This is a genomic window from Kribbella sindirgiensis (assembly GCF_004331435.1).
Lineage (GTDB): Bacteria > Actinomycetota > Actinomycetes > Propionibacteriales > Kribbellaceae > Kribbella > Kribbella sindirgiensis.
Genome location: NZ_SJKA01000005.1, coordinates 200223 through 223915 on the forward strand (window position 1 = coordinate 200223; position 23693 = coordinate 223915).

Here is a 23693-nt window from a genome sequence, read left to right on the forward strand (position 1 = left end):
CCTCATGTTCGCCATCGGAGAGTTCGCCCGCCACGGCCGGGTGTCGATTCGGATGCTGCGGCACTACGACGCGCTCGGCCTGCTGCGCCCGGCGTCCGTCGATCCGGTCACCGGCTACCGCAGTTACACCGCCGGCCAGCTCGCCGACCTGAACCGGATCGTCGCGCTCAAGGAGCTCGGATTCACACTCGAGCAGGTCGGCGCGATGATTGCCGACAATCTCGGTCCGGCCGACCTGCGCGCGATGCTGACGATGCGCCGCGCGCAACTGGAGACCATGCTGGCCGAGAGCGCCACGCGGCTCGCCCAGGTCGAGTCACGGCTGCGCGGCCTGGAAGCCGACGTCCCGGCCGCGGACGTCGTCGTCAAGGAGCTGCCCGCCGTACGACTGGTCGGCCTCACCGCCACGGCCGCGAGCTTCACGCCCGACGACATCACGCCCGTGATCCACCCTGTGTGCGCGGAACTCGGGCGCCGGCTGCCGGACGCCGACGTACGGCCGTCCGGTCGCCTGACCTGTCTGTACGCGCAGGAATCCGAGGACGAGGTCGTCGTGCGCGCCACGGTCCCGGCGTCAGTCGATGCCGGAGGCAACCTCAACGGACTGGAGATTGTCGACCTTCCGACGATCCAGGCCGCGACGCTGGTGCACCGCGGGCCGATCGACCAGGTACTGCCGTCCTGGCAGGCGTTGGCGCGCTGGCTCGACGACAACGGCCGACGCGCCGCCGAGCCGGCCCGCGAGCTCTACCTCGACACCCCGGAAGACCCAGAGCAGTGGGTCACCGAGCTGCAGCAGCCGTTCACAACCGGCTGAACGACAGCGTCTCTCCGCGCGCGCCACCCATCCAGAGGTCCTGGCAGGCGGCGGCGAACTCGTCGAGGTTCTCGGTGATCGCGCCGAACACGTTGCCCGGGACCCAGCCCTGATCGCCGTTGATCAGTAGGTTGTTGCGGCCGTAGAACACCGCAAGGTCGACAATCGCACCAGTTGTCCCGGTGCCGGTCGTGTTCTCGTACCCGTACGCCGGATTGCCCAGATCGTCGGAGTCGAACGAGAACCAGCACAGGTCCCCCGGGATCGGCGTGACCGTCGTGTTCTCCTTGCCGGGATCGGGAGCGAACCCGGGCAGCAACGTGTAGATCTCGTTCCGCGCGTACTTGCCGTGGAACACCGGCGCCGACAGCGGCAGCGCATCCCACACCGCCGCACAGGTCCGCGGCGCCACGTCGTCGAGCAGTTTCGCGACGCAGCTCACGCCACGCTTGTCCAGCCTGACGGTGATGTGCTTGCTCACTTGGCCTCCAAGGTCGGGGTACGGCGGTGCCAGTCCGTGGCCGCCTGGTACGCCTGGCCGACCCGCAGCGTCAGCGCGTCGGCGTGCCGCGGCGCGACCACCTGCAGTCCCACCGGCAGTCCGTCGCGGGTGAAGCCGCACGGCACGCTCAGCGCCGGCTGCTGGGTGAGGTTGAACGGATACGTGTACGGCGTCCAGTCGGTCCAGTCCGGGGACGGCGAACCGTCCGGCACGTCCTGACCGATCGGGAACGCCGTGATCGGCAACGTCGGCGTGACGAGTACGTCGTACCGCTCGTGGAAGCGGCCCATCAGCGTCCCGAGGTCCATCCGGACCGCGCTGGCGTCGAGGAAGTCCGAGGCCGAGTACGCCGCCCCGAGCTCCGCGACCCGGCGCAGTCCCGGGTCGACCCGATCGTCGACCGTGTACGCCGACAGCACCTTCGCGGCGCCGGACCACCACAGCACGTTGAACGCGTCGATCGGGTCCGCGAACCCCGGATCGACCTCCGTCACCTCGGCGCCCAAGGCCTCGAGGACGCCGACCGCGGTCCGGACGAGCGCCTCGACCTCAGGATGATTGTCAACAAAACCAAGATCTGCGGAGAACCCGATCCGCAGCCCGGCGACGCCGTCGTCGAGCCCGTCCAGGAACGACCGGCCCGGAGTCGGCATCGCCGACCAGTCCCGCGGGTCGAACCCGGTGACCACGTCGAGCAGCGCCGCCGCGTCGCGCACGGTCCGCGTCATCGGCCCCGCGTGCGACAGCGTCCCGAACGCGCTCGGCGGGAACAACGGGATCAGCCCGTATGTCGGTTTCAGCGCGACCGTTCCGGTGAACGCGGCCGGGATCCGCACCGATCCGCCGCCGTCCGTGCCGAGCGACCACACGCCCATCCCGAGTCCGACCGCGGTCGCCGAACCGCCACTCGATCCGCCCGACGTCTTCTTCGGATCCCACGGGTTGCCCGTCGGGCCCTGGGTGTGGGAGTCGGTGACGCCCTTCCACGAGTACTCCGGCGTCGTTGTCTTGCCGAGGAAGACCGCTCCGGTCTCCCGCAGCCGGGCGACGGACGGCGCGTCCTCGTCCCAGGGTCCGGCCGGGTCGATCATGGTGCTGCCGCGCAGTGTCGGCCATCCTTTTGTCCACAATGCGTCCTTGATGGACGTCGGCACGCCGTCGCCGGGTCCGAGTGGCACGCCGGCGTGCCAGCGGGCTTCCGACTCCTTGGCCGCGGCGAGCGCACCCTCGGCGTCGACGAGAACGAAGGCGTTGACCTGCTCGTCGTACCGCTCGATCGCGTCCAGTGCCTCCTGCGTCGCCTCGACCGGCGACAGCGCGCCGGTGCGGTACCCCTCGACCAGCTCGGATGCTTGTCTCATCGATCTCCTGTCGGAATGTAGCCAAGCTTCTTGTCGACAATGTTCAGCAGCGGTTCTCCGGCCAGCCAGCGCCCGACGTTGGCCGCGAACTGGTCCGCGAGGGTGTCGCGCCAGCCGATCACGTCACCAGACATGTGCGCGGTGACGGTCACGTTCGGCGCGTCCCAGAGTGGGCTGTCCGGGGGCAGCGGCTCGTTGTCGAAGACGTCGAGGGTGGCTGCGATCCGTCCGTCGCGGACCGCGGCGAGCAGTGCCGTTTCGTCGACAATCGGACCGCGGGCAATGTTGACGAGGTGCGCGCCCGGCCGCAGCGCGCCGAGAACCGTCGCGTCGACGAGCCCGCGGGTCGCTGTGGTCAACGGTGCGGCGATGACGACGTGGTCGGCCCACCCGACCTCGGCGGCCAGATTGCTGCTGGCAACGATCTCGCCGAAGTCCGGGTCGTCCCCTCGCGCGACCCGGCCGGCGCCCCGCACCTCCAACCCGGCGGCGCGGAGCAGCCGGGCAGTCTCCCTTCCGATCGCACCGGTCCCGACGACCAGCGCCTTCGCGCCCAGCACGCTCCGGGTCTCGCGGTGCTGCCAGCGACGCCCGCGTTGCAGGTCGAAGCTGCGCAGGCTGTCCTTGGCGTTCGCGATCACCGCGCCGAGCACGTACTCGGCGATCGGCCGGTCGAACACACCGTGCGCGTTCGTGACCACGACCGGGGAGTCGCGCAGTTCGTCGAAGAGCAGCGTGTCGACACCGGCAGCGGTCACATGGATCCACTCGAGCGCGTCGGCGTCCGCCCAGACGTCGCGGACCGCGGTCGAGAAGAAGTCCCACAGCATCAGCGCCCGCGCACCCCGGACCGCCTCGTGGAGCCCGTCCGCCGCGCAGTACCGGAAGTCGGCCGGCAGCCTGTCGAGGCCCGGCGGCCGGTCGGTCGCGCGCTCACAGAGCACCGCGATCACAGGTCGCTCGGCACTGGCAGGCGGGGAGGCTGGCACGCCATCGAGGCTAGGAACTCGCTAGTAGGATTGTCAACAATCTCCCGGTGGCCGCACACTGACTCGCATGAGCACGCGTCCCCCTACCCATCCGATGCCGGCGGCGGTGCCTCCACTGCTGCAGACCGGCGTCGGTGTCGTCGCGCCGTACGACTTCGCGCTCGACCGCGAACTGTGGCGCTGGGTGCCCGACGACGTCACGCTGCACGTCACGCGGACGCCGTACGCACCGATGGCCGCCACCGTCGAGATGGCGGTGCACATCTCGGATCCGCAGCTGATCGCGCAGACGACGTACAACGTGCTCGCGGTGGCGCCGCTCGCGGTCGCCTACGCGTGCACGTTCGGTAGTTTCGTCGGCGGGTTGACGGGTGAACTGGCACTGGTGGACGCGATGGTCGGCGCCGGAGCGCCGGCCGCGGTGACCACGAGCGGCGCGTTGCTGCTCGCGCTGCGCCGGCTCGGAGTCAGCCGGATCGCGACGGTCACGCCGTACACGAACGACCTGACCGCAGGGCTGACCGCGTTCCTCGCACAGGCCGGGATCGAGGTGGTCGCGACCGCCGGGCTCGGCCTGATCGCGCAGATCTGGGCGGTCCCGTACGAGACGACCGTCGAGCTGGTCCGCAGCGTCGACAGCGACCTGGTCGAGGCGATCTTCATCAGCTGCACGAACCTGCCGACGTACGACGTGATCGCCGGGCTGGAGGCCACACTCGGCAAGCCGGTGCTGACCGCGAACCAGGTCACGATGTGGTCCGTGCTCGAACTCGCCGGGCATACCGGGATCGGCCCGGGCCAGCGATTGCTGAGCGTCTCGTGACCGAGCCTGCGATGACCGAGTACGGCGCTCGCCTGGCGAAGGTCCGGGCCGTGCTGGCCGAGCGTGGCCTGGGTGCGCTCGTGGTCAGCGATCCGGCGAACCTGTTCTATCTGACCGGGTACGACGCGTGGTCGTTCTACACGCCGCAGTGCCTACTGGTTCCGGCCGAGGGCGATGTGCGGCTGTTCGCGCGGGCGATGGACGCGGCCGGAGCGTCATACACCTGCGACCTGCGCGCGGACCAGATCCACGGTTATCCCGAGCAACTGGTGCACCGGCCGGACGTCCATCCGTACGACTGGATCGCGAACATCTGCCACGAGCTGATCCCGGCCGGCGCCGACGTCGCGATCGAGAGCGACGCGCACTACTTCACCGCACGCAGTTACCTTGCCCTCAGCAACGGTCTGCCCGGGCGCCGGCTGGTCGACTCGGCCGAGCTGGTCAACTGGGTCCGGCTGGTCAAGTCGCCGTCCGAGATCGGCAAGCTGCGGATTGCCGGCACGATCGCCGAGCAGGCGATGCGGACCGCGCTCGACCGGCTCCGGCCGGGCCGGCGGCAGTGCGACGTGGCCGCGGAGATCCTCGCCGCGCAGACGATCGGCACGCCGGAGCACGGCGGTGAGTACCCGGCGATCGTCCCGATGCTGCCGACCGGTGCCGCCGCCGGGACGCCGCACCTGACCTGGAGCGATCGTCCGCTTGTCGACAATGAGGCAACCACGATCGAACTGGCCGGGGTGTTCGGCCGGTACCACGCCCCGCTGGCCCGCACCGTGATGCTCGGCGACCCGCCGCGGCGGCTCCGCGAGACCGCGAAGATCGTTGCCGACGGCATGCAGGCCGCATTGTCAACAATCCGGCCAGGGGTCACCGGCGGCGCCGTGCACGCCGCGTTCAACGACGTGATCGCCGCGCAGGGCCTGGTGAAGGAATCCCGGATCGGGTACTCGATCGGTATCGGGTACCCGCCGGACTGGGGTGAACGCACCGTCAGCCTGCGGCCCGAGGAGACCACTGTGCTGACCGCGGGCATGGCGTTCCACGTCATCCTCGGGATGTGGATGGACGGCTGGGGCTACGAACTGTCCGAGCCCGTGGTGGTCAGCGCCGACGGTGTGGAACGGCTGACCGGTCTGTCCCACGAACTGACGATCAGGAGGTAGTCCCTTGCCCGCACTCCCGTACGCCGCACGCGCCGCCGGACTGGTGGGTTCGGTGATCGACTCGAGTACGTCGCTGCTGCACAAGCAGACACACGACATCGTCCGTTTCGCGATGGGATCACCCGCGGCCGAGGCGGTCCCGGCGCAGATCCTGTCGGCGATCGCGGCCGACGAGCTGAGCCGGCCCTCCAGCTACGACTACGCCGCGACCGAGGGCGACCCGCCGCTGCACGCGGCGCTGCTGGAGATGCTGCGCGGGACCAGCGACGAGACGACGGCCGAGCGGCTCACGATCACGGCCGGGGGTATGCAGGGTCTCGACCTGTTCTGCAAGATCTTCGTCGACCCGGGCGACCTGGTCGTCGTCGAGTCGCCGACGTACACGAACGGCAGTGCGACCGCGCTCTCGTACGGCGCGGAGCTGCTCGAAGTACCGGTCGACGACGACGGCATGATTGTCGACGATCTACCGCGGCTGCTGGACGGGCGGCGGCCGAAGGCGATCTACACGATCCCGACGTTCCAGAACCCGTCCGGTGCGACGCTCTCCCTCGAACGGCGGCATCGCCTGCTGGAGCTGGCCCGATCGTGGGGCTCGATGGTGATCGACGACGACCCGTACGGCTTGCTCCGGTTCGCGGGCGAACCGCTCCCGACGCTGCGTGAGCTCGGCGCGGGCGATCCGCTGGTGTTCGCCGTACGGACGTTCTCGAAGATCGTCGCGCCCGGTCTGCGGGTCGGCTGGGTCGACGCGGATCCCGAACTGCAGCAGCTGCTGATCAACGCGAAACAGGCGATGGACACCTGCACGAATCTGCCCGCGCAACGGCTGCTCACCGGATTCCTGGCCGGCGGGCATCTCGAGGAACATCTCGTGCGGCAGCGAGCGGAGTACAAGCTGCGCAAGGAAGCGATGCGGGGCGCACTGACCGAGCACTTCGGCGAGATCGCGCACTGGACCGACCCGGAAGGCGGCTTCTTCCTCTGGGTCACGCTGGAGAACGGCGTCAACGCCGAGGAACTGTTCGAACTCGCACTGGCCGAAGGCGTCGCGTTCATCCCCGGCCCGGCCTTCTCCCCCACCGCCCGCTTCCAGAACGCCTTCCGCCTCTGCTTCGCCTCAACACCCCCCGCCCGCATCCACGAAGGCATCACCCGCCTCCGCCGAGCCACCGACAAACTAGTCCCCTAGCCAGGCGGCCCCGCCACCGGTTGTCTGGACCGATGGTTGGGCGGGCTGTGGGGCCGTGACACAGGTTCTGGTGGGCTTGCACCTGATATTCCCTGTCCGCAGGCCCCGGAAGGTGTCGCTTCCCCCGGCAACCGGCAGACCACGCTCACCGGCAGACCACGCTCACCGGCAGCCGCAGTCCGCCGGGAACCTGCAGCGACCGGGTTACTCGGGATGGCGCGAGGAGGGGAGGGCGCGAGCCAGGAGCTCGGCCAGGTGGTTGGGGTGGCGGGGTGTGGCCTGGGCGATCTGGGTTCGGCAGCTGAAGCCGTCGGCCAGGACGGTGGTTGTCTCGGGCAACGACCGTACGGCGGGGAGCAGCGTGCGCTCGCCTACGGCTTGGGAGATCTCGTAGTGGTCGCGTTCGAAACCGAAGTTGCCGGCGAGGCCGCAGCAGCCCGGGTCCGCGAGACCGGCCTCGACGCCGGCCGCGGCCATCAGCTCACGGTCGGCGTCGAATCCCAGGACGGCGTGCTGGTGGCAGTGCGGTTGGACGTACGCCGTTCCGCCGACGTGCGGCGGTTGCCAGCCGGATTCGACGAGCAGCTCGGAGAACGTGCGGGTGTGCGCGGCCGCCGACGCGGCGAGCGGATTGTCGGCAATCAGCGCGGGAGCGTCGTGGCGGAGGGCCGCCGTACAGCTGGGTTCCAGGCCGACGATCGGCGTACCGGCTTCGAGGTGCGGAGCGAGTACGCGGAGGGATCGGTTGAGGACGCGGCGGGCGGTGGTCAGCTGGCCGGTCGAGATCCAGGTGAGCCCGCAGCAGACCGGCTTTGCGGGCAGCACCACCTCGTACCCGGCGGCTTCCAGTACGGCGACCGCGGCCCGGCCGATCTCCGGCGCGAGGTAGTTGGTGAACGTATCCGGCCACAACACAACGCGCCGCCCACTTCCAGCCCCTGGGTTGTCGCGGTGGGTGAACCAGTGGGTGAAGCTCTCCGGCGCGAACGGCGGGACCTCCCGTTGCGCAGCGATTCCGCCGAGGCGCTTGGTCAGTTGCAGCCCCGCGAATCGGTTCGCGAGGCTTGGCGCTCGGGAGGCGAGGCGCGACCACAGAGGGAGCCAGCCCATCGACCAGTGCGACAACGGGCGCGCCCACGGGCGTCGCGCGTAGTGGTGATGGGTGAACTCGGCCTTGTACGTCGCCACGTCGACGTTCACCGGGCAGTCCGACACGCACCCCTTGCACGACAGGCAAAGGTCCAGCCCGTCGCGTACCTCGGTCGACCGCCACCCGTCCGTGATCAGGTCGCCCTGCAACATCTCCCACAACAGATGCGCCCGCCCACGCGTCGAGTGCACCTCGTCCCGCGTCACCTGGTAGCTGGGGCACATCACACTGCCGGACGTCTGCCGGCACTTCCCGATCCCGACGCACCTCCGCTGGGCCTGCGCGAAGTCGTGCCCATCGTCCGGATAGTCGAAGACTGTCAACAATCTGCGATCCTTCGCCGGTCCGTCGTGCCGGATCGCGAGATCGAGCGGCGGCGGGTCGACAATCATGTGCGGGTTCAGCACACCCGCCGGATCCCAGATCTGCTTCAACTCGCCGAGCAGCGCCACCCCGTCGGCGCCGTACATCCTGCTCAGCAACTCCCCGCGCGCCCGCCCGTCACCGTGCTCTCCGGACACCGAACCGCCGAGTTCGACCACCAGATCCGCGGCCTGCTCGACGAACTCCCGGTACGTCGCGATCCCGGCCGCACTCAACAGGTCGAAGTCGATCCGCATGTGCATGCAGCCCTCGCCGAAATGCCCGTACGACGCACCCGACAGACCGTGCCGCCCGAGCTGTTCGTCGAGACCGCGCAGATACGCACCCAGCCGTTCCGGCGGTACGGCGGCATCCTCCCAACCGCCCCACGCCTCAGCCCCGTCCGCGCGCCGCGTCGCCAGTCCCGCGGCATCCGTACGGCACCGCCAGAGGACCGCCTGCGCCCTCGGATCGGTCACCAGCGACGCGGTCGCGCCGGAATCACGGAGTTCCTCGAGCATCGCGCGAGCAGCCGACGCGGCGGTCGCCTCGTCGGCACCGGCGATCTCGACGAGCAGCCAGGCGTTGCCGCTCGGGAGCCCGGCGTGGACCGCGGCGTCCCGTACCTCCGTCGGCAACCGGTCCACGAGTTCGTTGTTGATGGACTCCATCGTGAGCGGCGCGTGCCGCAGCACGACCGGTACACAATCGGCCGACGTGATCGAGTCAGCGAACCCGAGCACGCACAGAACCTTTGCCTTGGGCAACTCGACGAGCCGGACCGTCGCCCGCAGCGTCGCGGCGAGACCGCCTTCGCTCCCGGCCAGCAATCCGGCCACGTTGTACCCGTGTTCCGGCAGGAGCCGATGCAGCGCATAGCCCGAGATCTGCCGCGTGAACTGCCCGAACCGCCGGCGGATCAGCAACTCGTTCCGTCCGGCGAACGCCTGGAGCGCTCGATGCAATTCCCCCTCCCGCCCCGGCCGAGCAGCCAACACCTCAGGTTCAGTAGCGGTCCCGGAGTCGAGGGTCAGGCGGGTCGCGTCGGCGAGGATCACGTCCAAGGAGCGGAGGTTGTCGGCGGTCGTGCCCCACGCGACCGAGTGGGCGCCGCACGCGTTGTTCGCGATCATGCCGCCGAGGGTCGCGCGGCTGGCCGACGACGGGTCGGCGCCGAACGCCAGCCCGTGCGGTTTCGCAGCGGCCAGCAGATCGGTCAGTACGACGCCCGGCTCGACGACTGCCGTCTTCGCCGCGGTGTCGAGGTCGAGGATGCGATTCACGTGCCGCGAGGTGTCGATGACGACGCCGCCGATCGCGTTGCCCGCCATCGACGTACCGCCGCCGCGCATCACCACCGGCGCACCAGCCGCGGCAGTCAGCGCGACAGCCGCTGCCAGGTCCTCGGCATCAGCTGGTACGACGACCAGGTCCGCCACCGCACGGTAGTTCGACCCGTCCGCGGCGTACAGCGCTCGCGTCCCCCGATCGTCGCCGACCGCACCCCTGAGTTCCCGGCGCAACGTGCCGGCCAGCCGCACGGTGTCGTACGCGATCGCTCCGGCCGCAGAGCGCTGTGGGGTTAACATTGTCGACAATCTACCTTTCGGACGATGGACCAGCCAGGAGGCCCGATGGTCACGGTAGGACTCCTTTACCCCGGACACAGCGCGGAAGACGACTACCCGGCACTCGAGGCCCGGCTCGACGGATCGGTGAAGCTTCCGGTCGTCATCACCTCGGTCGGCGAGGACGCGCACCGAGTGGACGCGCTGCTCGACCTCGGCCGCGCGGAACGGCTCGCCGAAGGGGCCGCGGAGCTGAAGCCGGCGCAGCCGGACTCCGTGATGTGGGCGTGCACCTCGGGCAGCTTCGTGTTCGGGCGGGAGGGTGCGAACATCCAGGCGGCCGGGGTGGCGCAGGCGCTCGGCGTACCCGCGTCCTCGACCTCGATCGCGTTCGTCGACGCCTGCCGGGCGCTCGGCGTCACGCGGGTCGCGGTCGCCGCGTCGTACCCGGAAGACGTCGCGCAGCACTTCGTCCGGTTCCTGACCGCGGGCGGCGTCGACGTGGTGTCGATGGGCAGCAACGGGATCATCACCGCCGCCGAGGTCGGGACCCTCGAGCCGGCGCAGGTGGTCGCGATGGTGAAGGCCGCCGACCACCCCGACGCCGAGGCGGTCCTGGTGCCGGACACCGCGATGCACACGCTGGGGATCGTCGACGAACTGGAGGCCGCGGTCGGCAAACCGGTGCTGACGGCGAACCAGGTGACCGTCTGGAAGGGGCTCGAGTTGGCCGGGGTTGTACCCTCCTTGCCAGATCTGGGCACGCTGTTCGCCACAAGGGGGAATTCGGAGTGACAAGTTACATCGAGCCGCTGGCTCAGGAGTCGACGCCGAGCATCATCGCCGACAAACTGCGCAAGGCCATCGGCCACGGGGAGTTCCGGCCCGGCGCACAGATCGTCGAGGCCGACCTGGCCCGCAAGCTCGGGGTGAGCCGGGGCCCGTTGCGGGAGGGCATGCAGCGCCTGACTCAGGAAGGGCTGCTGGTCTCGATCCGCAACCGCGGGCTGTTCGTCATCGACATGACGCCCGCGGACATCCGCGACATGTACCTCGCCCGCGAGGCGATCGAGCGCGCCGCGGCGTACAAGATCCTCCGCGACGGCGACTTCGAGACGGTCGGCGCGGCGCTGCTCGCGATCGTCGACCGGATGCTGGCCGCCGACGGCGATCCAGCCGCGATCGGCGAGCTCGACATCGCGTTCCACGAGCTGCTCGTGCGGCTGGCCGACAGCCCCCGGCTGTCGCGGATGCACCGGACGTCGATCATCGAGACCCGGATGTGCATCCACGCGCTGGAGGAGACGTACCTCGCCACCGACGCCCGCGCCATCGAGCACCAGCGGCTCGCCGACGCGATCCGGACCGGCGACATCGCGCGCACCGACGAACTGCTGAGCGCCCACATGGACGACGCCATCGAGCGCCTCTCCAACCGCTGACCCCACCCTGGACCTCGTCGGCCGCTGGACCTCGTCAGCTGACCGCGATGCCGATGTACTTCGTCTCGAGGAACTCGTCGATCCCGACCGCGCCGCCCTCACGGCCGAGCCCGGACTGCTTGACGCCGCCGAACGGCGCGGCGGGATTCGACACCACGCCCTGGTTCAGCCCGACCATCCCGGTCTCGATCGACTCCGCGACCCGGAGCGCGCGCCGCAGGTCGTTCGTGAACACGTAGGCCACCAGCCCGTACTCCGTGTCGTTCGCCGCCCGTACAACCTCGTCCTCGGTGCTGAACGGCGTCAGCGGCGCGACCGGCCCGAAGATCTCCTGGTCCGCCATCGCCGCCTCCCGCGGTACGCCGGTCAGTACCGTCGGCGGGTAGAAGTACCCACTGCCGGGCGGGACCTCTCCCCCGGTGAGCACGGTCGCACCCCGTCCGACCGCGTCCGCCACCAGCGACCGCACCTTCTCCCGGCCCGCCTCGTCGATCAGCGGGCCGACGTTCACGCCCGGCTCGGTACCGCGTCCGACCGTCAGCCCGGCCATCCGCTCCGCGAGCCGGCGCCCGAACTCGTCGATCACCGACTCGTGCACGAAGATCCGGTTGGCCGCCGTACAGGCCTCGCCCATGTTCCGCATCTTCGCCGCGATCGCGCCGGTCACCGCCTCGTCCAGGTCCGCGTCCTCGAAGACCACGAACGGCGCGTTGCCGCCGAGCTCGAGGGACGTCCGCAGCACCTTCTCCGCGCACTGCTCGAGCAGGATCCGGCCGACCCGCGTGGACCCCGTGAACGACAGTTTCCGCGCCAGCCCGGACCGGATCAGCGGCTCCATCACACCGCCGGCGTCCATCGCGGTGACGCAGTTGACGGCACCCGCCGGTACGCCGGCCTCGGCCAGGATCCCCATCAACGCCAGCATCGACAGCGGCGTCTGATGGGCGGGCTTGACGACGCTCGTGCAGCCGGCCGCGATCGCCGGGCCGAGCTTGCGGGTCCCCATCGCCATCGGGAAGTTCCACGGGGTGATCAGCAGGCACGGGCCGACCGGCTGCTTGGTGATCAGGAAGCGCGCATTCCCGGCCGGAGCGGTCTGGTACCCGCCGTCGATCCGGACCGCCTCGCCCGCGAAGTGCCGGAAGAACTCGGCCGCGTACGCGATCTCGCCCCGCGCCTCCGCCAGCGGCTTGCCCATCTCCAGCGTCATCAGCAACGCGAGCTCGTCGGCACGCTGCATCAACAGCTCGTACGCCGTCATCAGCATGTCGGACCGTTCGCGCGGCGAGGTACGGGCGAAGTCGGGCTGCGCGGCGACGGCCGCCTCGAGCGCGGCGCGACCGTCCGCCGGTGACGCGTCGGCGACCGCGCAGAGCGCCTCACCGGTCGACGGATCGACGACGTCGAACGTCGCGCCGCGGGTCGCGTCGGTCCACTTCCCGTCGATGAACAGCCGCTTCTCGACGGCTTCGACAACCCTCGCCTCGTCCACCCTCGACTGGTCCATCTGCACCCCTTCACCGGCCTCGGAAGCTGAGATACGCTGATTGTCGACAATCTACCATTTGACCCGTGGAGGGGAAGTCCGTGGCCGAGCTCTCGCAGATCCTCAAACAGGCGACCGGCGTGGTCGCCGCCCGCGGTGTGGGCGTCCAGCTGTTCGACGAGGACGACCGCAGGTACCTGGACTTCACCGCCGGCATCGGGGTCACGTCGACCGGGCACTGTCATCCACGGGTGGTCGCGGCCGCCCAGGAGCAGGTCGGCCGGATCATCCACGCGCAGTACACGACCGTCATGCACCGGCCGCTGCTCGAGCTGGTGGACCGGCTCGGCGCGGTCCTCCCCCGGCACCTCGACCGGATGTTCTTCGCGAACTCCGGCAGCGAGGCGATCGAGGCGGCCCTGCGGCTCACCCGCCAGGCCACCGGCCGGCCGAACGTGATCGTGTTCCACGGCGGCTTCCACGGCCGGACCGTCGCCGCGGGTTCGATGACGACGTCCGGGACCAAGTTCCGCTCCGGCTTCAGCCCGTTGATGGCCGGCGTCCACGTGTCGCCGTTCCCGGACCCCGGGCACTTCGGCTGGCCGGTGGAGCAGGCGACCGACTTCGCGCTGAGCCAGCTGGACTACGTCCTGCAGACGTTGAGCGCGCCGGCCGACACCGCGGCGTTCTTCGTGGAGCCGGTGCTCGGCGAGGGCGGATACGTGCCGGCGAACGAGCGGTTCTTCGCGGGGCTCCGTGAGCGCGCCGACGCGCACGGGATCCTGCTCGTGGTGGACGAGGTACAGACCGGGTTCGGGCGGACCGGGAAGTTCTGGGGCGGCGACCACTTCGGTTCGCATCCGGATGTTCTGGTCACCGCGAAGGGGCTCGCGTCCGGGTTCCCGCTGTCGGGGATCGCGGCGTCGTCCGAGCTGATGGAGAAGGCGTGGCCTGGCTCGCAGGGCGGTACGTACGGCGCTAACGCGGTGGCGTGTGCGGCGGCGTTGGCGACGCTGGACGTGATCAAGGACGAGGGTCTCGTGCAGAACTCCGCGGACCGCGGCGCTCAGCTCAAACAGGCGCTGCAGTTGGTCGCGGACAAGCACGAGCAGATCACCGACGTCCGCGGGCTCGGGCTGATGATCGGGAACGAGTTCCGCGACGCGGACGGGAAGCCGGATCCGGTGACGGCCGCCGCGGTCCAGCAGGAGGCGGCGCGGCGGGGCTTGCTGCTGCTCACCTGCGGCGCCTGGGGTCAGGTCGTGCGCTTCATCCCGGCCCTGGTCGTCTCCCCCGACGAGATCGACGAGGCCGCCGGCCTCTGGTCCGACGCAGTCACCGCAATAGTCGGCTGAGCCACCGGCCGGGTCGGCCGCTGTCGGGTATGGCGGGGTCGAGTATGGCGGGGTCGGATCCGCGCTGTCCGGAAGGTTTTTCGCGCAGGTTGGCGAATTGTTTCCGGAAAGCGCGGATCCGCGGGGTCAGGCCTTGGCGGGGGCCGGTTCGAGGGCGACCGGCGGCGGGGCGTCGTCGGTGCCCGGGATCTCGGTGCCGTTCAGCGGGCACCGCGATGTCTCGGGGACCTTGGCGAGTGCGAGCGCGCCCACGAGACAGGCCGCCATCATGTAGTACGCGGGCACCAGCGAGTCACCCAGCTTCGCCGTCAGCCAGTCGTTGACCGCGGGCGCCGTACCGCCGAACAGCGACGTCGACACGTTGTACGCGATCGCGAATCCGGCGTACCGGACGTGCGTCGGGAACATCGCCGGGAACGTCGCGGAGATCGTCGCCAGCTGCGGTACGTACAGCAGCCCGAGGACCGCGAAGCCGATGATCGCGCCGGCCAGGTTCGTCCCCATCAGCAGGAACATCGGGACGCCGAACACGAACAACCCGGCCAGCGACGCCCACCACAGCGGCTTGCGCCCGAGCCGGTCCGACGCGCGTCCGGCGAACGGCACGAAGACCATCATGGTCAACATTCCGACGATCGGCACGATCAGCGATTGATCGGCGCTCAGCCCGATCTCCTTCTCCAGGTACGTCGGCATGTACGTGAGCAGCGTGTAGTTCACGACGTTCAATGCGATGACCATGCCGCCGAGCCGCAGGATCGGCTGCCAGTAACCCGCCAGCAGGTCCTTGAACTGCGTCGTGGTCTCCTGCTCCTTCTGGCCCTTCGCCTCGAGCTCACGGAACACCGGCGTGTCCTCGAGCCGGGACCGGAGATAGACACCGACCAGGCCGAGCGGTGCGGCGACGAGGAACGGCAGGCGCCAGCCCCACGCGTGCATCGCGTCGTCGCCGAGAACCAGCGAGAAGCCCAGCATCAACAGCGCGCCGAGTGAGAAGCCGGCCAGCGTGCCGAACTCCAGGAAGCTGCCGAGGAACCCGCGCCTGCGGCTCGGCGCGTACTCGGCCATGAAGGTCGCGGCACCGCCGTACTCGCCGCCGGTCGAGAAACCCTGGACCATCCGCAGCAGGACCAGCAGGATCGGCGCCCACAGCCCGATCGTGTCGTACGAGGGCACCAGACCGGCGAGCAGCGTCGCGCCGGACATCATCAGGATCGTGATCGCCAGCACGTGCTTGCGGCCGAGGCGGTCGCCGAGCGGGCCCCAGACCAGGCCGCCGAGCGGGCGGACCAGGAACGAGACGGCGAACGTCATCAGCGCCAGCAGGGTCTGGCTCTCGGTGTCGCCCGGGAAGATCGCGGCCGAGATGTACGTCACGCCGTAGGCGTAGATGCCGTAGTCGAACCACTCGGTCGCGTTCCCGATCGCCGAGGCGGCGATCGCTTTCTTGAGTACGCCGGGCGGTTGCTCCTGTTCGGTCGTGGTCACAGGCGGCCGGTCCTGAGCGCGTTCACCCGGCGGGGGCTGGGCGCTCTCAGGCGGCTGGGTCTCGGAGTCCACGGTTTCCTCCTGTCGTCATACGGCCTCACCTGTGTGCCCACCCGCAGACAATCCACACGCCTCACCGGGGTCAGGTCGTAGTTTTGTTGACAATCCGAAGGTTAGCGATGTGCAATCGTGAACCACAAGCGATGACTACCGGTGGATCACGTCAAATCGTTCAATGACATTCAATGACGTTCGGCGAGCGAGGCGAGACCGGCGGTGATCACCGAGATCCCGAACTCGAACCGGTCGTCACCGGCGGCGCCGGACGTCAAGGGGCCCGCGAGCGCCATCGTGAGCGGGAACCGGTCGGCCGGCAACGAGGCGAAGTAGGACCGCAACCCGTCGAGGAACCGCTCGAGGTCCTCCGGGCTCCACTGGTCCGCACGCTGCACATTCTCCTCGAACGCCACTGCGGTCACGTACAGCGGGATCAGGTCGACGGCCCACGCGGCAGTCTGGTCGGACAGCCCGCCCGCCTCGAGAATGCCGAGTAGACACTCGGAGCTGGGAACGGCTTCATGCTGGTCTTCAACTTGTTCACCCAGCTCGGACTGCACGCACGACGAAGCCCCCGGCCGCCATCAGGCTGCCAGGGGCTTCGAAGGGGTCAGATCAGTTGAACGAGTCGCCGCAGGCGCAGGAGCCGGTGGCGTTCGGGTTGTCGATGGTGAAGCCCTGCTTCTCGATGCTGTCGACGAAGTCGATCGACGCACCCTTGAGGTACGGAGCGCTCATCCGGTCCGTGACGACACTCACACCACCGAAGTCGGCCACCACGTCGCCGTCGAGCTGACGCTCGTCGAAGAACAGCTGGTACCGCAGGCCGGAGCACCCGCCCGGCTGAACGGCGACCCGCAGCGCGAGGTCGTCGCGGCCTTCCTGGTCGAGCAGCGCCTTCACCTTGGCGGCGGCCCCGTCGGTGAGGAGAACACCAGTGGCGACGGCCTGCTCGGTCTGCGCTTCAGTCATCCCTGACTCCAGTCATCTGCTCAAGTGCCGGCGTACAGCCCAGTACAGCTCCGTCGGCACGGAAGTCTCTTGTCAACACAGGCCAACACCGCCCGGCCCGCGCTCATTCCCATGGTCGCACACCAATTTCGCAGATCAACTACCCCGGCCACGGATCGATCATCCCCGGCCGGCGCCGCCGCGGCCCGATTCAGCGGGCCCAGGTGCGGGCGACACGCTCCGCGACCGCCGCGAGCGAGCCGTGCGGGTCCGCGAACGCCTGCTCCTCGCCGACCGCGTCGACCAGCGCGTACGCCGACTCGACACCCATCGACCGCATCTCGCGGGAGCCGATCAGGACCTTGCCCGCGAGGACGACGCACGGGCGCATCGCGTCGTTCGCGACCTTCGCGACGCCGGCGATCACCTTGCCGTCGCGGGACTGGAAGTCGAACGCGCCTTCGCCGCTGATGACCAGGTCGACCTGCGACGCCTTGTGCTTGAGCCCGGTCAGTTCCGCGACCAGATCGATGCCGGAGACCCGCTCGGCGCCGAGCAGCAGCAGCGCGTACCCGAGCCCGCCCGCGGCCCCCGCACCCTTCTTGTCCGCGGTCTTCCGGTCGGCCAGCTCCGCGAAGTGCGTCAGCCAGCCGTCGACCTCGGGCTTGCGCTCGTCCGTGATCCCCTTCTGCGACCCGAACACGTTCGTCGCACCGCGCAGCCCGAGCATCGGGTTCTCCACATCACTGGCCGCAACGAACTCAACACCGGCCACCCGCTCGCGAGCCGGCCCCAGGTCCACGGCCTCCAGCCCTGCCAGTCCCGCAGCCCCAGCATCCAACCGCCCAGCATCGGCCGTTGCGCCCAGAGCAGCGAGCAGACCCGCGCCGGCGTCGTTCGTACCGGATCCTCCGAGCCCGAGGATGATCCGCTTCGCGCCGGCGTCGACGGCCGCGGTGATCAGCTGCCCGACGCCGTACGTGCTCGCTTCCTCGGGGCGCCGCTGCTTCGGCTCCACCAGGTGCAAACCGCACGCCTGCGCGGTCTCGACGTACGCCGTCTCGCCCGCCAACAGGACCGTCGCGGGAGTCTCCTCACCGAGCGGTCCGCGGACGGTGACCGACAGCAACTTCCCGTCGACGACCGCGGACAGTACGTCGATGAAGCCCGGACCGCCGTCGGCCATCGGCGCGACCAGCACCTCGGCACCAGGGTCCCGCCGCCGCCACCCTTCCTCGATGGCCGCCGCGGCCTCCACGGCTGTCAGCGTCCCCGCGAACTTGTCCGGCGCAATCAGAATCCGCATGGCCACATCCTCTCCCACCCGGATCCGGTTGACGGCGCCGAGTGCCACCAGTTGGATCGTGCGGGTGAAAACCATCCTGTTCGCGCTGCGGGTGAGTGACCTGGAGCGATCGCTCGCGTTCTACGCCGCGGTCGGGTACGTCGAGCTCAACACGATCCCGTTCGAGGACGGGTCCAGCCTGGTGTGGTTGCGCCTGCCGGGTGAGGCGTCGGTGTCGCTCGAGCTGGTGCATCGTCCCGCCGACGGGCCGGTCACGGCCGGCGGGTTCGAGCACCTCGCGATCGAGGTCGAGTCGCTGACCGACACCACGGCCCGGCTGGCGAAGGCCGGCCTTCAACCCGGTGAGCCGGTAGTACACGGCGACGACGGACCGAAAACGTCCTGGCTCATGGACCCCGACGGCTACCGCATCGAACTCGTCGAGTGGCCACCCACCGGCGCACCGACCTTCGGCTGATGCAGCGGCCGACATCCGCCGTACAGCGGGAGTGGCCGGTGACGGCTGCTGATGCGGTTGCTGTGCAGGAGGAGTTGCGGGGGCTGGTCGACGCAACCGACCTCGGCACGACACCTCGGTACGTCGCCGGGCTGGACGTCGCGTACGAGGGGGATCGGCTCGCGGCTGCTGTTGTCGTACTTGATGGGGAGTCGCTCGCCGAGGTTGATCGCGCGGTCGTGCGCGGCGAGACGACGTTCCCGTATGTGCCGGGATTGTTCGCGTTCCGGGAGGTGCCGGCGTTGCTCGCGGGGCTGGAGCAGCTCGGGACGACGCCGGACTTGCTCGTGTGTGACGGGCAGGGGCTCGCACATCCGCGACGGTTCGGGTTGGCGTGCCATCTCGGCGTGCTGACAGGCATCCCGGCGATCGGCGCCGCGAAAACGACGTTCGTCGGGTCGCACGGGGAGCTCGCGCGGGAGCGCGGGGCGACGGCTGAGCTCGTCGACGACGGCGAGGTGGTGGGCGCGGCGGTGCGTACGCAGGACGGGATCAAGCCGATCTACGTGTCCGTCGGCCACCGAGTGACTTTGCCGACCGCGGTCGCGCAGGTGCTGCGGCTGACGCCGCACTATCGGCTGCCGGAAACAACGAGGCTCGCGGACCGGGCCTGCCGAGAAGAGCTGTCGCACGAGTGACGTGCCCCGGGAGGCACGAGTTGGCGACGCGTCGCCGCTGGCCGCCAACCGGTCCGAGCGGGTGCGCGGGGATCGATGCGCACGGGTTGGGGAGGTTTTCTTCCCGATTCGGGGGTGGAACCCTCCCCAACCCTCCTCATCCGCGGGTGAGCAGCCTGCGAAGGAGCAGGGCGAGGACGGCGCCGATCAGGTACGGCGCTGCGCGGCGGGCCAGGGCGGGGAGGACCGCGCCGCCGAGATCGAGGACGACCTCATCCGCCTCGGTCGCTTCGGTGCGTTCGGTCCGCGGTGGCGACGAGTCCGCGCCTGCCGGCTCGGGTTCTTCAGGCGGCGCTGGTGGTTCGGTGTCCAGCTTGGTTTTCAGGCAGGTGGTGAACTGGTCCAGGAGTTTGTTGGAGACGTCCTGGATCAGGCCGCGGCCGAACTGGGCGGGGCGGCCGGTGATGGTCAGGTCGGTGTCGACGGTGACCTCGGTGGAGCCGTCCGTGGTGCTCGCCAGGCGGGCGGTGACGCGGGCGCTCGCCGTACCGTTGCCTCTGCGGTCCTTGCCCTTCGCCTCGATGACCGCGTGGTGAGCTGCCTCGTCGCGCTCGACGAAGGTGCCGGTGCCGGAGTACTGCAGCGACACCGGCCCGAGCTTCACCTTGCACGAGCCGGTGAAGTCGTCACCTTCGTACGCCGTCAGGGTGGCGCCGGGAAAACACGGCACCACCCGTTCGAGGTCGTTGAACGCGGCCCAGGTCTGCTCGATCGGCGCCGGTACGACGAACTTGTGCTCGAGCTTCACGCGGTACCCGCCGCAGCCAGGACCGCCCGCCGGGTGAGCACCGTCGCGAGATGCCGGCGGTAGTCGGCGTCACCGTTGATATCGGTCACCGGAGACGTCCCGTCCGCCGCTCGCGCCGCGGCCTCCCGTACGGCGTCCGCGGTCGCGGGCTGCCCGACGAGAGCCGCCTCGACCGCGGTCGCCCGGATCGGCGTCGGGCCCATGTTGCCGAGCCCGACCCGCGCCTCCGCGATCGAGTCGCCGTCCAGCCGCACCGCCGCCGCGACCGACACGATCGACCAGCCCTGCGCGACCCGGTTGAACTTCTCGTAGTGCGCCCCCCAGCCGGTGTACTTCGGCACCCGTACCTCGACGAGCAGCTCGTCCTCGCCGAGCGCCGTACTGAACACGCCCTCGAAGAACTCCGCGGCCGGCACGGTCCGCCGGCCGTCGGCTCCCGCGATCACGAACGACGCTTCCAGCGCGACCGCGACCGCGGGCAGGTCCGCCGCCGGATCCGCATGCGCGAGCGATCCGCCGAACGTGCCGCGATGCCGGATCTGCGGATCGCCGACCGTCGCCGTGGCCAGCGCGATCAGCCGCGCGTGCTCGGCCACCAGCGGATCCGACTCCACGGTGCTGTGCGGGGTCATGGCGCCGATCACCAGCGCGTCGCCGTCGTCCCGGACGCCCCGCAGATCGTCGATCTTCTGAATGTCGACAATCACCTCGGGCGCCGCCAGCCGCAACCGCAGCGCCGGCATCAGGCTCTGCCCGCCCGCGAGCACCTTCGCGTCGGAGTGCTCGCGCAGCAACCCCAGCGCCTCGTCGACGGTCGCGGGGGCGAAGTACTCGAACGCCGCCGGGATCATGACCGGCTCCCTTCCTGGATGGCGGTCCAGACGCGGTACGGCGTACACGGCATCGGCACGTCCGTGACGCCGAGCGGCCGAAGAGCGTCGACAATCGCATTGACGACAGCCGGCGTGGACGCGATCGTCCCGGCCTCGCCGACGCCCTTCACGCCCAGCTGGTTCGTCGTCGCGGGCGTCTCGGTCCGCGCCGCCTCGAAGCTCGGCAAATCAGGTGCTCCGGGCAACGTGTACTGGTCGAACGACCCGGTGACCAGCGTCCCGGAGTCGTCGTGCACCGCTTCCTCGTACAGCGCCTGCGCGATGCCCTGCGCGAGACCGCCGTGCACCTGCCCCTCGACGATCATCGGGTTCACCACCACGCCGACATCGTCGACGCAGACGTACGACCGGATCTTCGAGGCACCGGTCTCGGTGTCGACCTCGACCGCGCACAGGTGCGTGCCGTGCGGGAACGAGAAGTCGTCCGGGTCGAGGGTCGCGTCGGCGTCCAGGCACCCTTCGGCCGAGCCGTCGAGCTTGTGCCCCTGGAACACCGCGAACGCGAGCTCGGCCATCGTCATCCCGGCATCGGTCCCGCGCACGCCGTACCGGCCGCCGCTGAAGTCGAGGTCGTCCGCGTTCGCCTCCAGCAGCTGCGCCGCGATCGGCTTCGCCTTCTCGATCACCTTGTCCGCGGCCGCCAGCACCGCCATACCGCCGACGGCCAGCGACCGCGATCCGTACGTGTCCAGCCCGCGGACCGCGACCTGGGTGTCACCGTGCAGTACTTCGACATCCTCGAACGCCACGCCCAGCCGGTCCGCGACCAGCTGACTCCACGCAGTCTCGTGTCCCTGCCCGTGCGGACTCGTCCCGGTGACCACCTCGACCTTCCCGGTCGGCAGCATCCGGACCGCGGCGTGCTCCCAGCCGCCGCCGACGTACCCCATCGAGCCGAGCCAGCGGGACGGGGCCAGGCCGCACATCTCGGTGAACGTCGAGACGCCGATCCCGAGCTGCACCGGGTCGCCGGACTCGCGGCGCTTGCGTTGCTCGGCCCGCAGGTCGTCGTACCCGAACAGCTCGCGCGCCTTCGCGGTCGCCGCCTCGTAGTTGCCGGAGTCGTAGCGCAGCCCGGACACCGTCGAGAACGGGAACTCCTCGTGCTTGATCCAGTTCCGCTCGCGGATCTCGAGCGCGTCGACGCCGACCCTGGCGGCGAGCTCGTCCATCAGGCGCTCGATCGCGTACGTCGCCTCGGGCCGGCCGGCGCCGCGGTACGCGTCGGTCCACGTCTTGTTCGTGAACACGTTGGTGATGCCGAGGTGGTACGCCGGGAACTTGTAGATCCCGTTGTACATGAACGCCCCGAGCAGCGGGATCGCCGAGGTGACCAGGCCGAGGTACGCGCCCATGTCGGCGATCAGCTCGACCTTCAGCCCGGTGACCGTGCCGTCGGCGTTCGCGGCCAGTGTGAGCTGCTGCCACTGGTCCCGGCCGTGGTGCGCGGCCATCAACGACTCGGACCTGGATTCGGTGTACTTACAGGGCTTTCCGGTACGCCGGGCCGCGATGACCGTGAGGACTTCCTCCGGGGTGAACTGCAGCTTGCCGCCGAACCCGCCGCCGACGTCCGGCGCGATCACCCGGATCTTGCTCTCCGGGATGCCGAGCACGAGCGCGATGAAGATCTTCACGAAATGCGGTACCTGGGTCGACGACCAGACGGTCATCTGTTCGGTTGTCGGATCGACGACAATCGACCGCGGCTCCATGAACGCCGGGATCAGCCGCTGCTGGCGGAACTCCTGCTCGATCACGATGCCGCCGTCGCGGGCGGCCGCGATCGCCGCCTCGACGTCGCCGCCGGTGCCGGACTCGGCCGAGTCGTAGGACCACACCGCGGACACGTTCGTCCCGAGATCCGGATGCGCGATCACCTCGTCGCGGGCGGCGGCCTTCAGTTCGAGGGCCGGTTCGAGTTCTTCGTAGTCGACGTCGACGAGGTCGGCGGCGTCGTTCGCCTCGGCCGCCGTCCGGGCCACGACCATCGCGACGATCTCACCGGCGAACGCGACGTGATCGACCGCCATCGACAGGTGCACGGGCGCCTTCTGGTCGGGGATGACGGCCCACGCGTTCGGCAGCGCGCCCTGCTCGTCGGCGATATCGGCGCCGGTGATCACCGCGACGACCCCGGTCGACGCTTTCGCGGCCTCGGTGTCGATCGACGTGATCCGGGCGTGCGCGAACGGGCTGCGCACCATCGCGATGTGCTGCAGACCGGGCAGCACGATGTTGTCGGTCCAGCGGGTCCGGCCGGTGATCAGCCGGGCGTCCTCCTTGCGCCGGCGGGAGGCGCCGATCTCGGCCGCCGGACGTTCCTCGGTGGCGGTCATTGTGCACCTCCGGCCGCGCTGGGCTGAGGTGCCGCCGCCGCGGCTTGGACCGCCTTGACGATGTTCTGGTAGCCGGTGCAGCGGCAGAGGTTGCCCTCCAGCCCGAGCCGGATGTCGTCTTCACTCGGATTCGGATTGTCGGCAATCAGATCGATGGATTGCATGATCATGCCTGGTGTGCAGTATCCGCACTGCAGGGCGTGGTTCTCGTGGAAGGCCTGCTGCATCGGGTGCAGCTCGCCGTTCGTCGCGAGACCTTCGATGGTGGTGATCTCGTGACCGTCTGCCTGGACCGCGAGCAACGAGCAGGACTTCACACTCCGCCCGTCCAGATGGACCGTACAGGCGCCGCAGTTGCCGGTGTCGCAACCGACCACGGTGCCCGTCTTCCCCAGTTGCTCGCGCAGATACAGCACGAGCAGCGTGCGCGGCTCCACTTCGTCAGTGAAGCTGCTTCCGTCGACCTTGACCGTGATCCGGGTCATCGCCCCGCCTCCAGATGTCAGCTATCGCCGTACGTTTGA

General features: G+C 69.7%; 22 protein-coding genes. 9 read left to right on the top strand and 13 right to left on the bottom strand.

Going from position 1 to position 23693, the window contains the following annotated elements; translation table 11 throughout:
• The first annotated feature begins 4 nt into the window (after positions 1 to 4).
• The gene (locus tag E0H50_RS15995; protein ID WP_131288949.1) at positions 5 to 817 is read left to right on the top strand and encodes a MerR family transcriptional regulator; all 813 of its coding nucleotides are present in this window, start codon (positions 5 to 7) and stop codon (positions 815 to 817) included.
• Here E0H50_RS15995 and E0H50_RS16000 read toward each other — a convergent pair.
• The 3 genes from E0H50_RS16000 to E0H50_RS16010 are packed head-to-tail and all read right to left on the bottom strand — an operon-like array spanning position 804 to position 3669.
• Complete coding sequence (locus E0H50_RS16000) at positions 804 to 1298, bottom strand: DUF3830 family protein (RefSeq protein WP_131288951.1); 495 nt, start codon at positions 1296 to 1298, stop codon at positions 804 to 806. The two genes, E0H50_RS15995 and E0H50_RS16000, sit on opposite strands and share 14 nt — an antisense overlap.
• Positions 1295 to 2680, bottom strand: a complete 1386-nt coding sequence (locus tag E0H50_RS16005) for an amidase (RefSeq protein WP_131288953.1) — start codon at positions 2678 to 2680, stop codon at positions 1295 to 1297. Before E0H50_RS16005 ends, E0H50_RS16000 begins: the two co-directional genes overlap by 4 nt.
• Positions 2677 to 3669, bottom strand: a complete 993-nt coding sequence (locus E0H50_RS16010) for a D-2-hydroxyacid dehydrogenase (protein WP_238150999.1) — start codon at positions 3667 to 3669, stop codon at positions 2677 to 2679. Before E0H50_RS16010 ends, E0H50_RS16005 begins: the two co-directional genes overlap by 4 nt.
• 67 nt (positions 3670 to 3736) lie before the next feature.
• Here E0H50_RS16010 and E0H50_RS16015 point away from each other — a divergent pair, with 67 nt between their 5' ends.
• The 3 genes from E0H50_RS16015 to E0H50_RS16025 are packed head-to-tail and all read left to right on the top strand — an operon-like array spanning position 3737 to position 6850.
• Positions 3737 to 4492, top strand: coding sequence for a maleate cis-trans isomerase family protein (locus E0H50_RS16015; RefSeq protein ID WP_238151000.1), 756 nt, complete (start codon positions 3737 to 3739; stop codon positions 4490 to 4492).
• The gene (locus E0H50_RS16020; protein WP_238151001.1) at positions 4489 to 5658 is read left to right on the top strand and encodes a M24 family metallopeptidase; all 1170 of its coding nucleotides are present in this window, start codon (positions 4489 to 4491) and stop codon (positions 5656 to 5658) included. Before E0H50_RS16015 ends, E0H50_RS16020 begins: the two co-directional genes overlap by 4 nt.
• A gap of 4 nt (positions 5659 to 5662) precedes the next feature.
• A complete protein-coding gene (locus E0H50_RS16025) occupies positions 5663 to 6850 on the top strand; it encodes an aminotransferase-like domain-containing protein (protein WP_131288955.1) in 1188 nt (395 codons plus the stop codon).
• Between the two features lie 204 nt (positions 6851 to 7054).
• Here E0H50_RS16025 and E0H50_RS16030 read toward each other — a convergent pair whose 3' ends face one another.
• Positions 7055 to 9952, bottom strand: a complete 2898-nt coding sequence (locus E0H50_RS16030; protein WP_131288957.1) for an FAD-binding and (Fe-S)-binding domain-containing protein — start codon at positions 9950 to 9952, stop codon at positions 7055 to 7057.
• A 24-nt stretch (positions 9953 to 9976) separates the two neighbouring features.
• On the opposite strand from E0H50_RS16030, the gene E0H50_RS16035 reads away from it, so the two are divergent.
• Positions 9977 to 10726, top strand: a complete 750-nt coding sequence (locus E0H50_RS16035) for a maleate cis-trans isomerase family protein (protein WP_238151002.1) — start codon at positions 9977 to 9979, stop codon at positions 10724 to 10726.
• Positions 10723 to 11373, top strand: coding sequence for a GntR family transcriptional regulator (locus E0H50_RS16040; protein WP_131288960.1), 651 nt, complete (start codon positions 10723 to 10725; stop codon positions 11371 to 11373). Before E0H50_RS16035 ends, E0H50_RS16040 begins: the two co-directional genes overlap by 4 nt.
• A 34-nt stretch (positions 11374 to 11407) precedes the next feature.
• Here E0H50_RS16040 and E0H50_RS16045 read toward each other — a convergent pair whose 3' ends face one another.
• On the bottom strand, positions 11408 to 12880 hold the full coding sequence (locus E0H50_RS16045; protein WP_131288962.1) for an NAD-dependent succinate-semialdehyde dehydrogenase: 1473 nt from the start codon (positions 12878 to 12880) through the stop codon (positions 11408 to 11410).
• Between the two features lie 65 nt (positions 12881 to 12945).
• Here E0H50_RS16045 and E0H50_RS16050 point away from each other — a divergent pair, with 65 nt between their 5' ends.
• Entirely contained in the window at positions 12946 to 14214 is a 1269-nt protein-coding gene (locus tag E0H50_RS16050; protein ID WP_238151003.1) for an aspartate aminotransferase family protein, read from the top strand.
• 126 nt (positions 14215 to 14340) lie between these two features.
• On the opposite strand, the gene E0H50_RS16055 is transcribed toward E0H50_RS16050, so the two are convergent.
• From E0H50_RS16055 to E0H50_RS16070, 4 genes are all read right to left on the bottom strand, one after another.
• Positions 14341 to 15702: an MFS transporter gene (locus E0H50_RS16055; RefSeq protein WP_131288964.1), complete on the bottom strand. Its 1362-nt coding sequence runs from the start codon at positions 15700 to 15702 to the stop codon at positions 14341 to 14343.
• 242 nt (positions 15703 to 15944) lie between these two features.
• Positions 15945 to 16319 carry a TetR/AcrR family transcriptional regulator C-terminal domain-containing protein gene (locus E0H50_RS16060; protein ID WP_131288966.1) on the bottom strand — a complete coding sequence of 125 codons (375 nt, stop codon included), beginning with the start codon at positions 16317 to 16319 and terminating at the stop codon, positions 15945 to 15947.
• 55 nt (positions 16320 to 16374) lie between these two features.
• Positions 16375 to 16731, bottom strand: coding sequence for a HesB/IscA family protein (locus E0H50_RS16065; protein ID WP_130380162.1), 357 nt, complete (start codon positions 16729 to 16731; stop codon positions 16375 to 16377).
• Positions 16732 to 16921: 190 nt separating this feature from the next.
• Positions 16922 to 18016, bottom strand: coding sequence for a glycerate kinase family protein (locus tag E0H50_RS16070; protein ID WP_131288968.1), 1095 nt, complete (start codon positions 18014 to 18016; stop codon positions 16922 to 16924).
• On the opposite strand from E0H50_RS16070, the gene E0H50_RS16075 reads away from it, so the two are divergent.
• Positions 18015 to 18473, top strand: coding sequence for a VOC family protein (locus E0H50_RS16075; protein ID WP_202868172.1), 459 nt, complete (start codon positions 18015 to 18017; stop codon positions 18471 to 18473). The two genes, E0H50_RS16070 and E0H50_RS16075, sit on opposite strands and share 2 nt — an antisense overlap.
• Complete coding sequence (nfi, locus tag E0H50_RS16080; RefSeq protein WP_131288971.1) at positions 18473 to 19150, top strand: deoxyribonuclease V; 678 nt, start codon at positions 18473 to 18475, stop codon at positions 19148 to 19150. Before E0H50_RS16075 ends, nfi begins: the two co-directional genes overlap by 1 nt.
• A 136-nt stretch (positions 19151 to 19286) precedes the next feature.
• Here nfi and E0H50_RS16085 read toward each other — a convergent pair whose 3' ends face one another.
• Genes E0H50_RS16085 through E0H50_RS16100 form a run of 4 tightly spaced genes read right to left on the bottom strand, consistent with a single transcriptional unit; the run spans position 19287 to position 23654 of the window.
• Entirely contained in the window at positions 19287 to 19937 is a 651-nt protein-coding gene (locus E0H50_RS16085) for an SRPBCC family protein (protein WP_131288973.1), read from the bottom strand.
• Positions 19934 to 20788, bottom strand: a complete 855-nt coding sequence (locus E0H50_RS16090) for an FAD binding domain-containing protein (RefSeq protein WP_131288975.1) — start codon at positions 20786 to 20788, stop codon at positions 19934 to 19936. The genes E0H50_RS16085 and E0H50_RS16090 overlap by 4 nt, the downstream gene beginning before the upstream one ends.
• Positions 20785 to 23169 (bottom strand): xanthine dehydrogenase family protein molybdopterin-binding subunit, encoded by a 2385-nt coding sequence (locus tag E0H50_RS16095; protein WP_131288977.1) that lies wholly within the window; start codon positions 23167 to 23169, stop codon positions 20785 to 20787. Before E0H50_RS16095 ends, E0H50_RS16090 begins: the two co-directional genes overlap by 4 nt.
• Entirely contained in the window at positions 23166 to 23654 is a 489-nt protein-coding gene (locus tag E0H50_RS16100; RefSeq protein WP_131288979.1) for a (2Fe-2S)-binding protein, read from the bottom strand. Before E0H50_RS16100 ends, E0H50_RS16095 begins: the two co-directional genes overlap by 4 nt.
• Positions 23655 to 23693 lie beyond the last annotated feature (39 nt).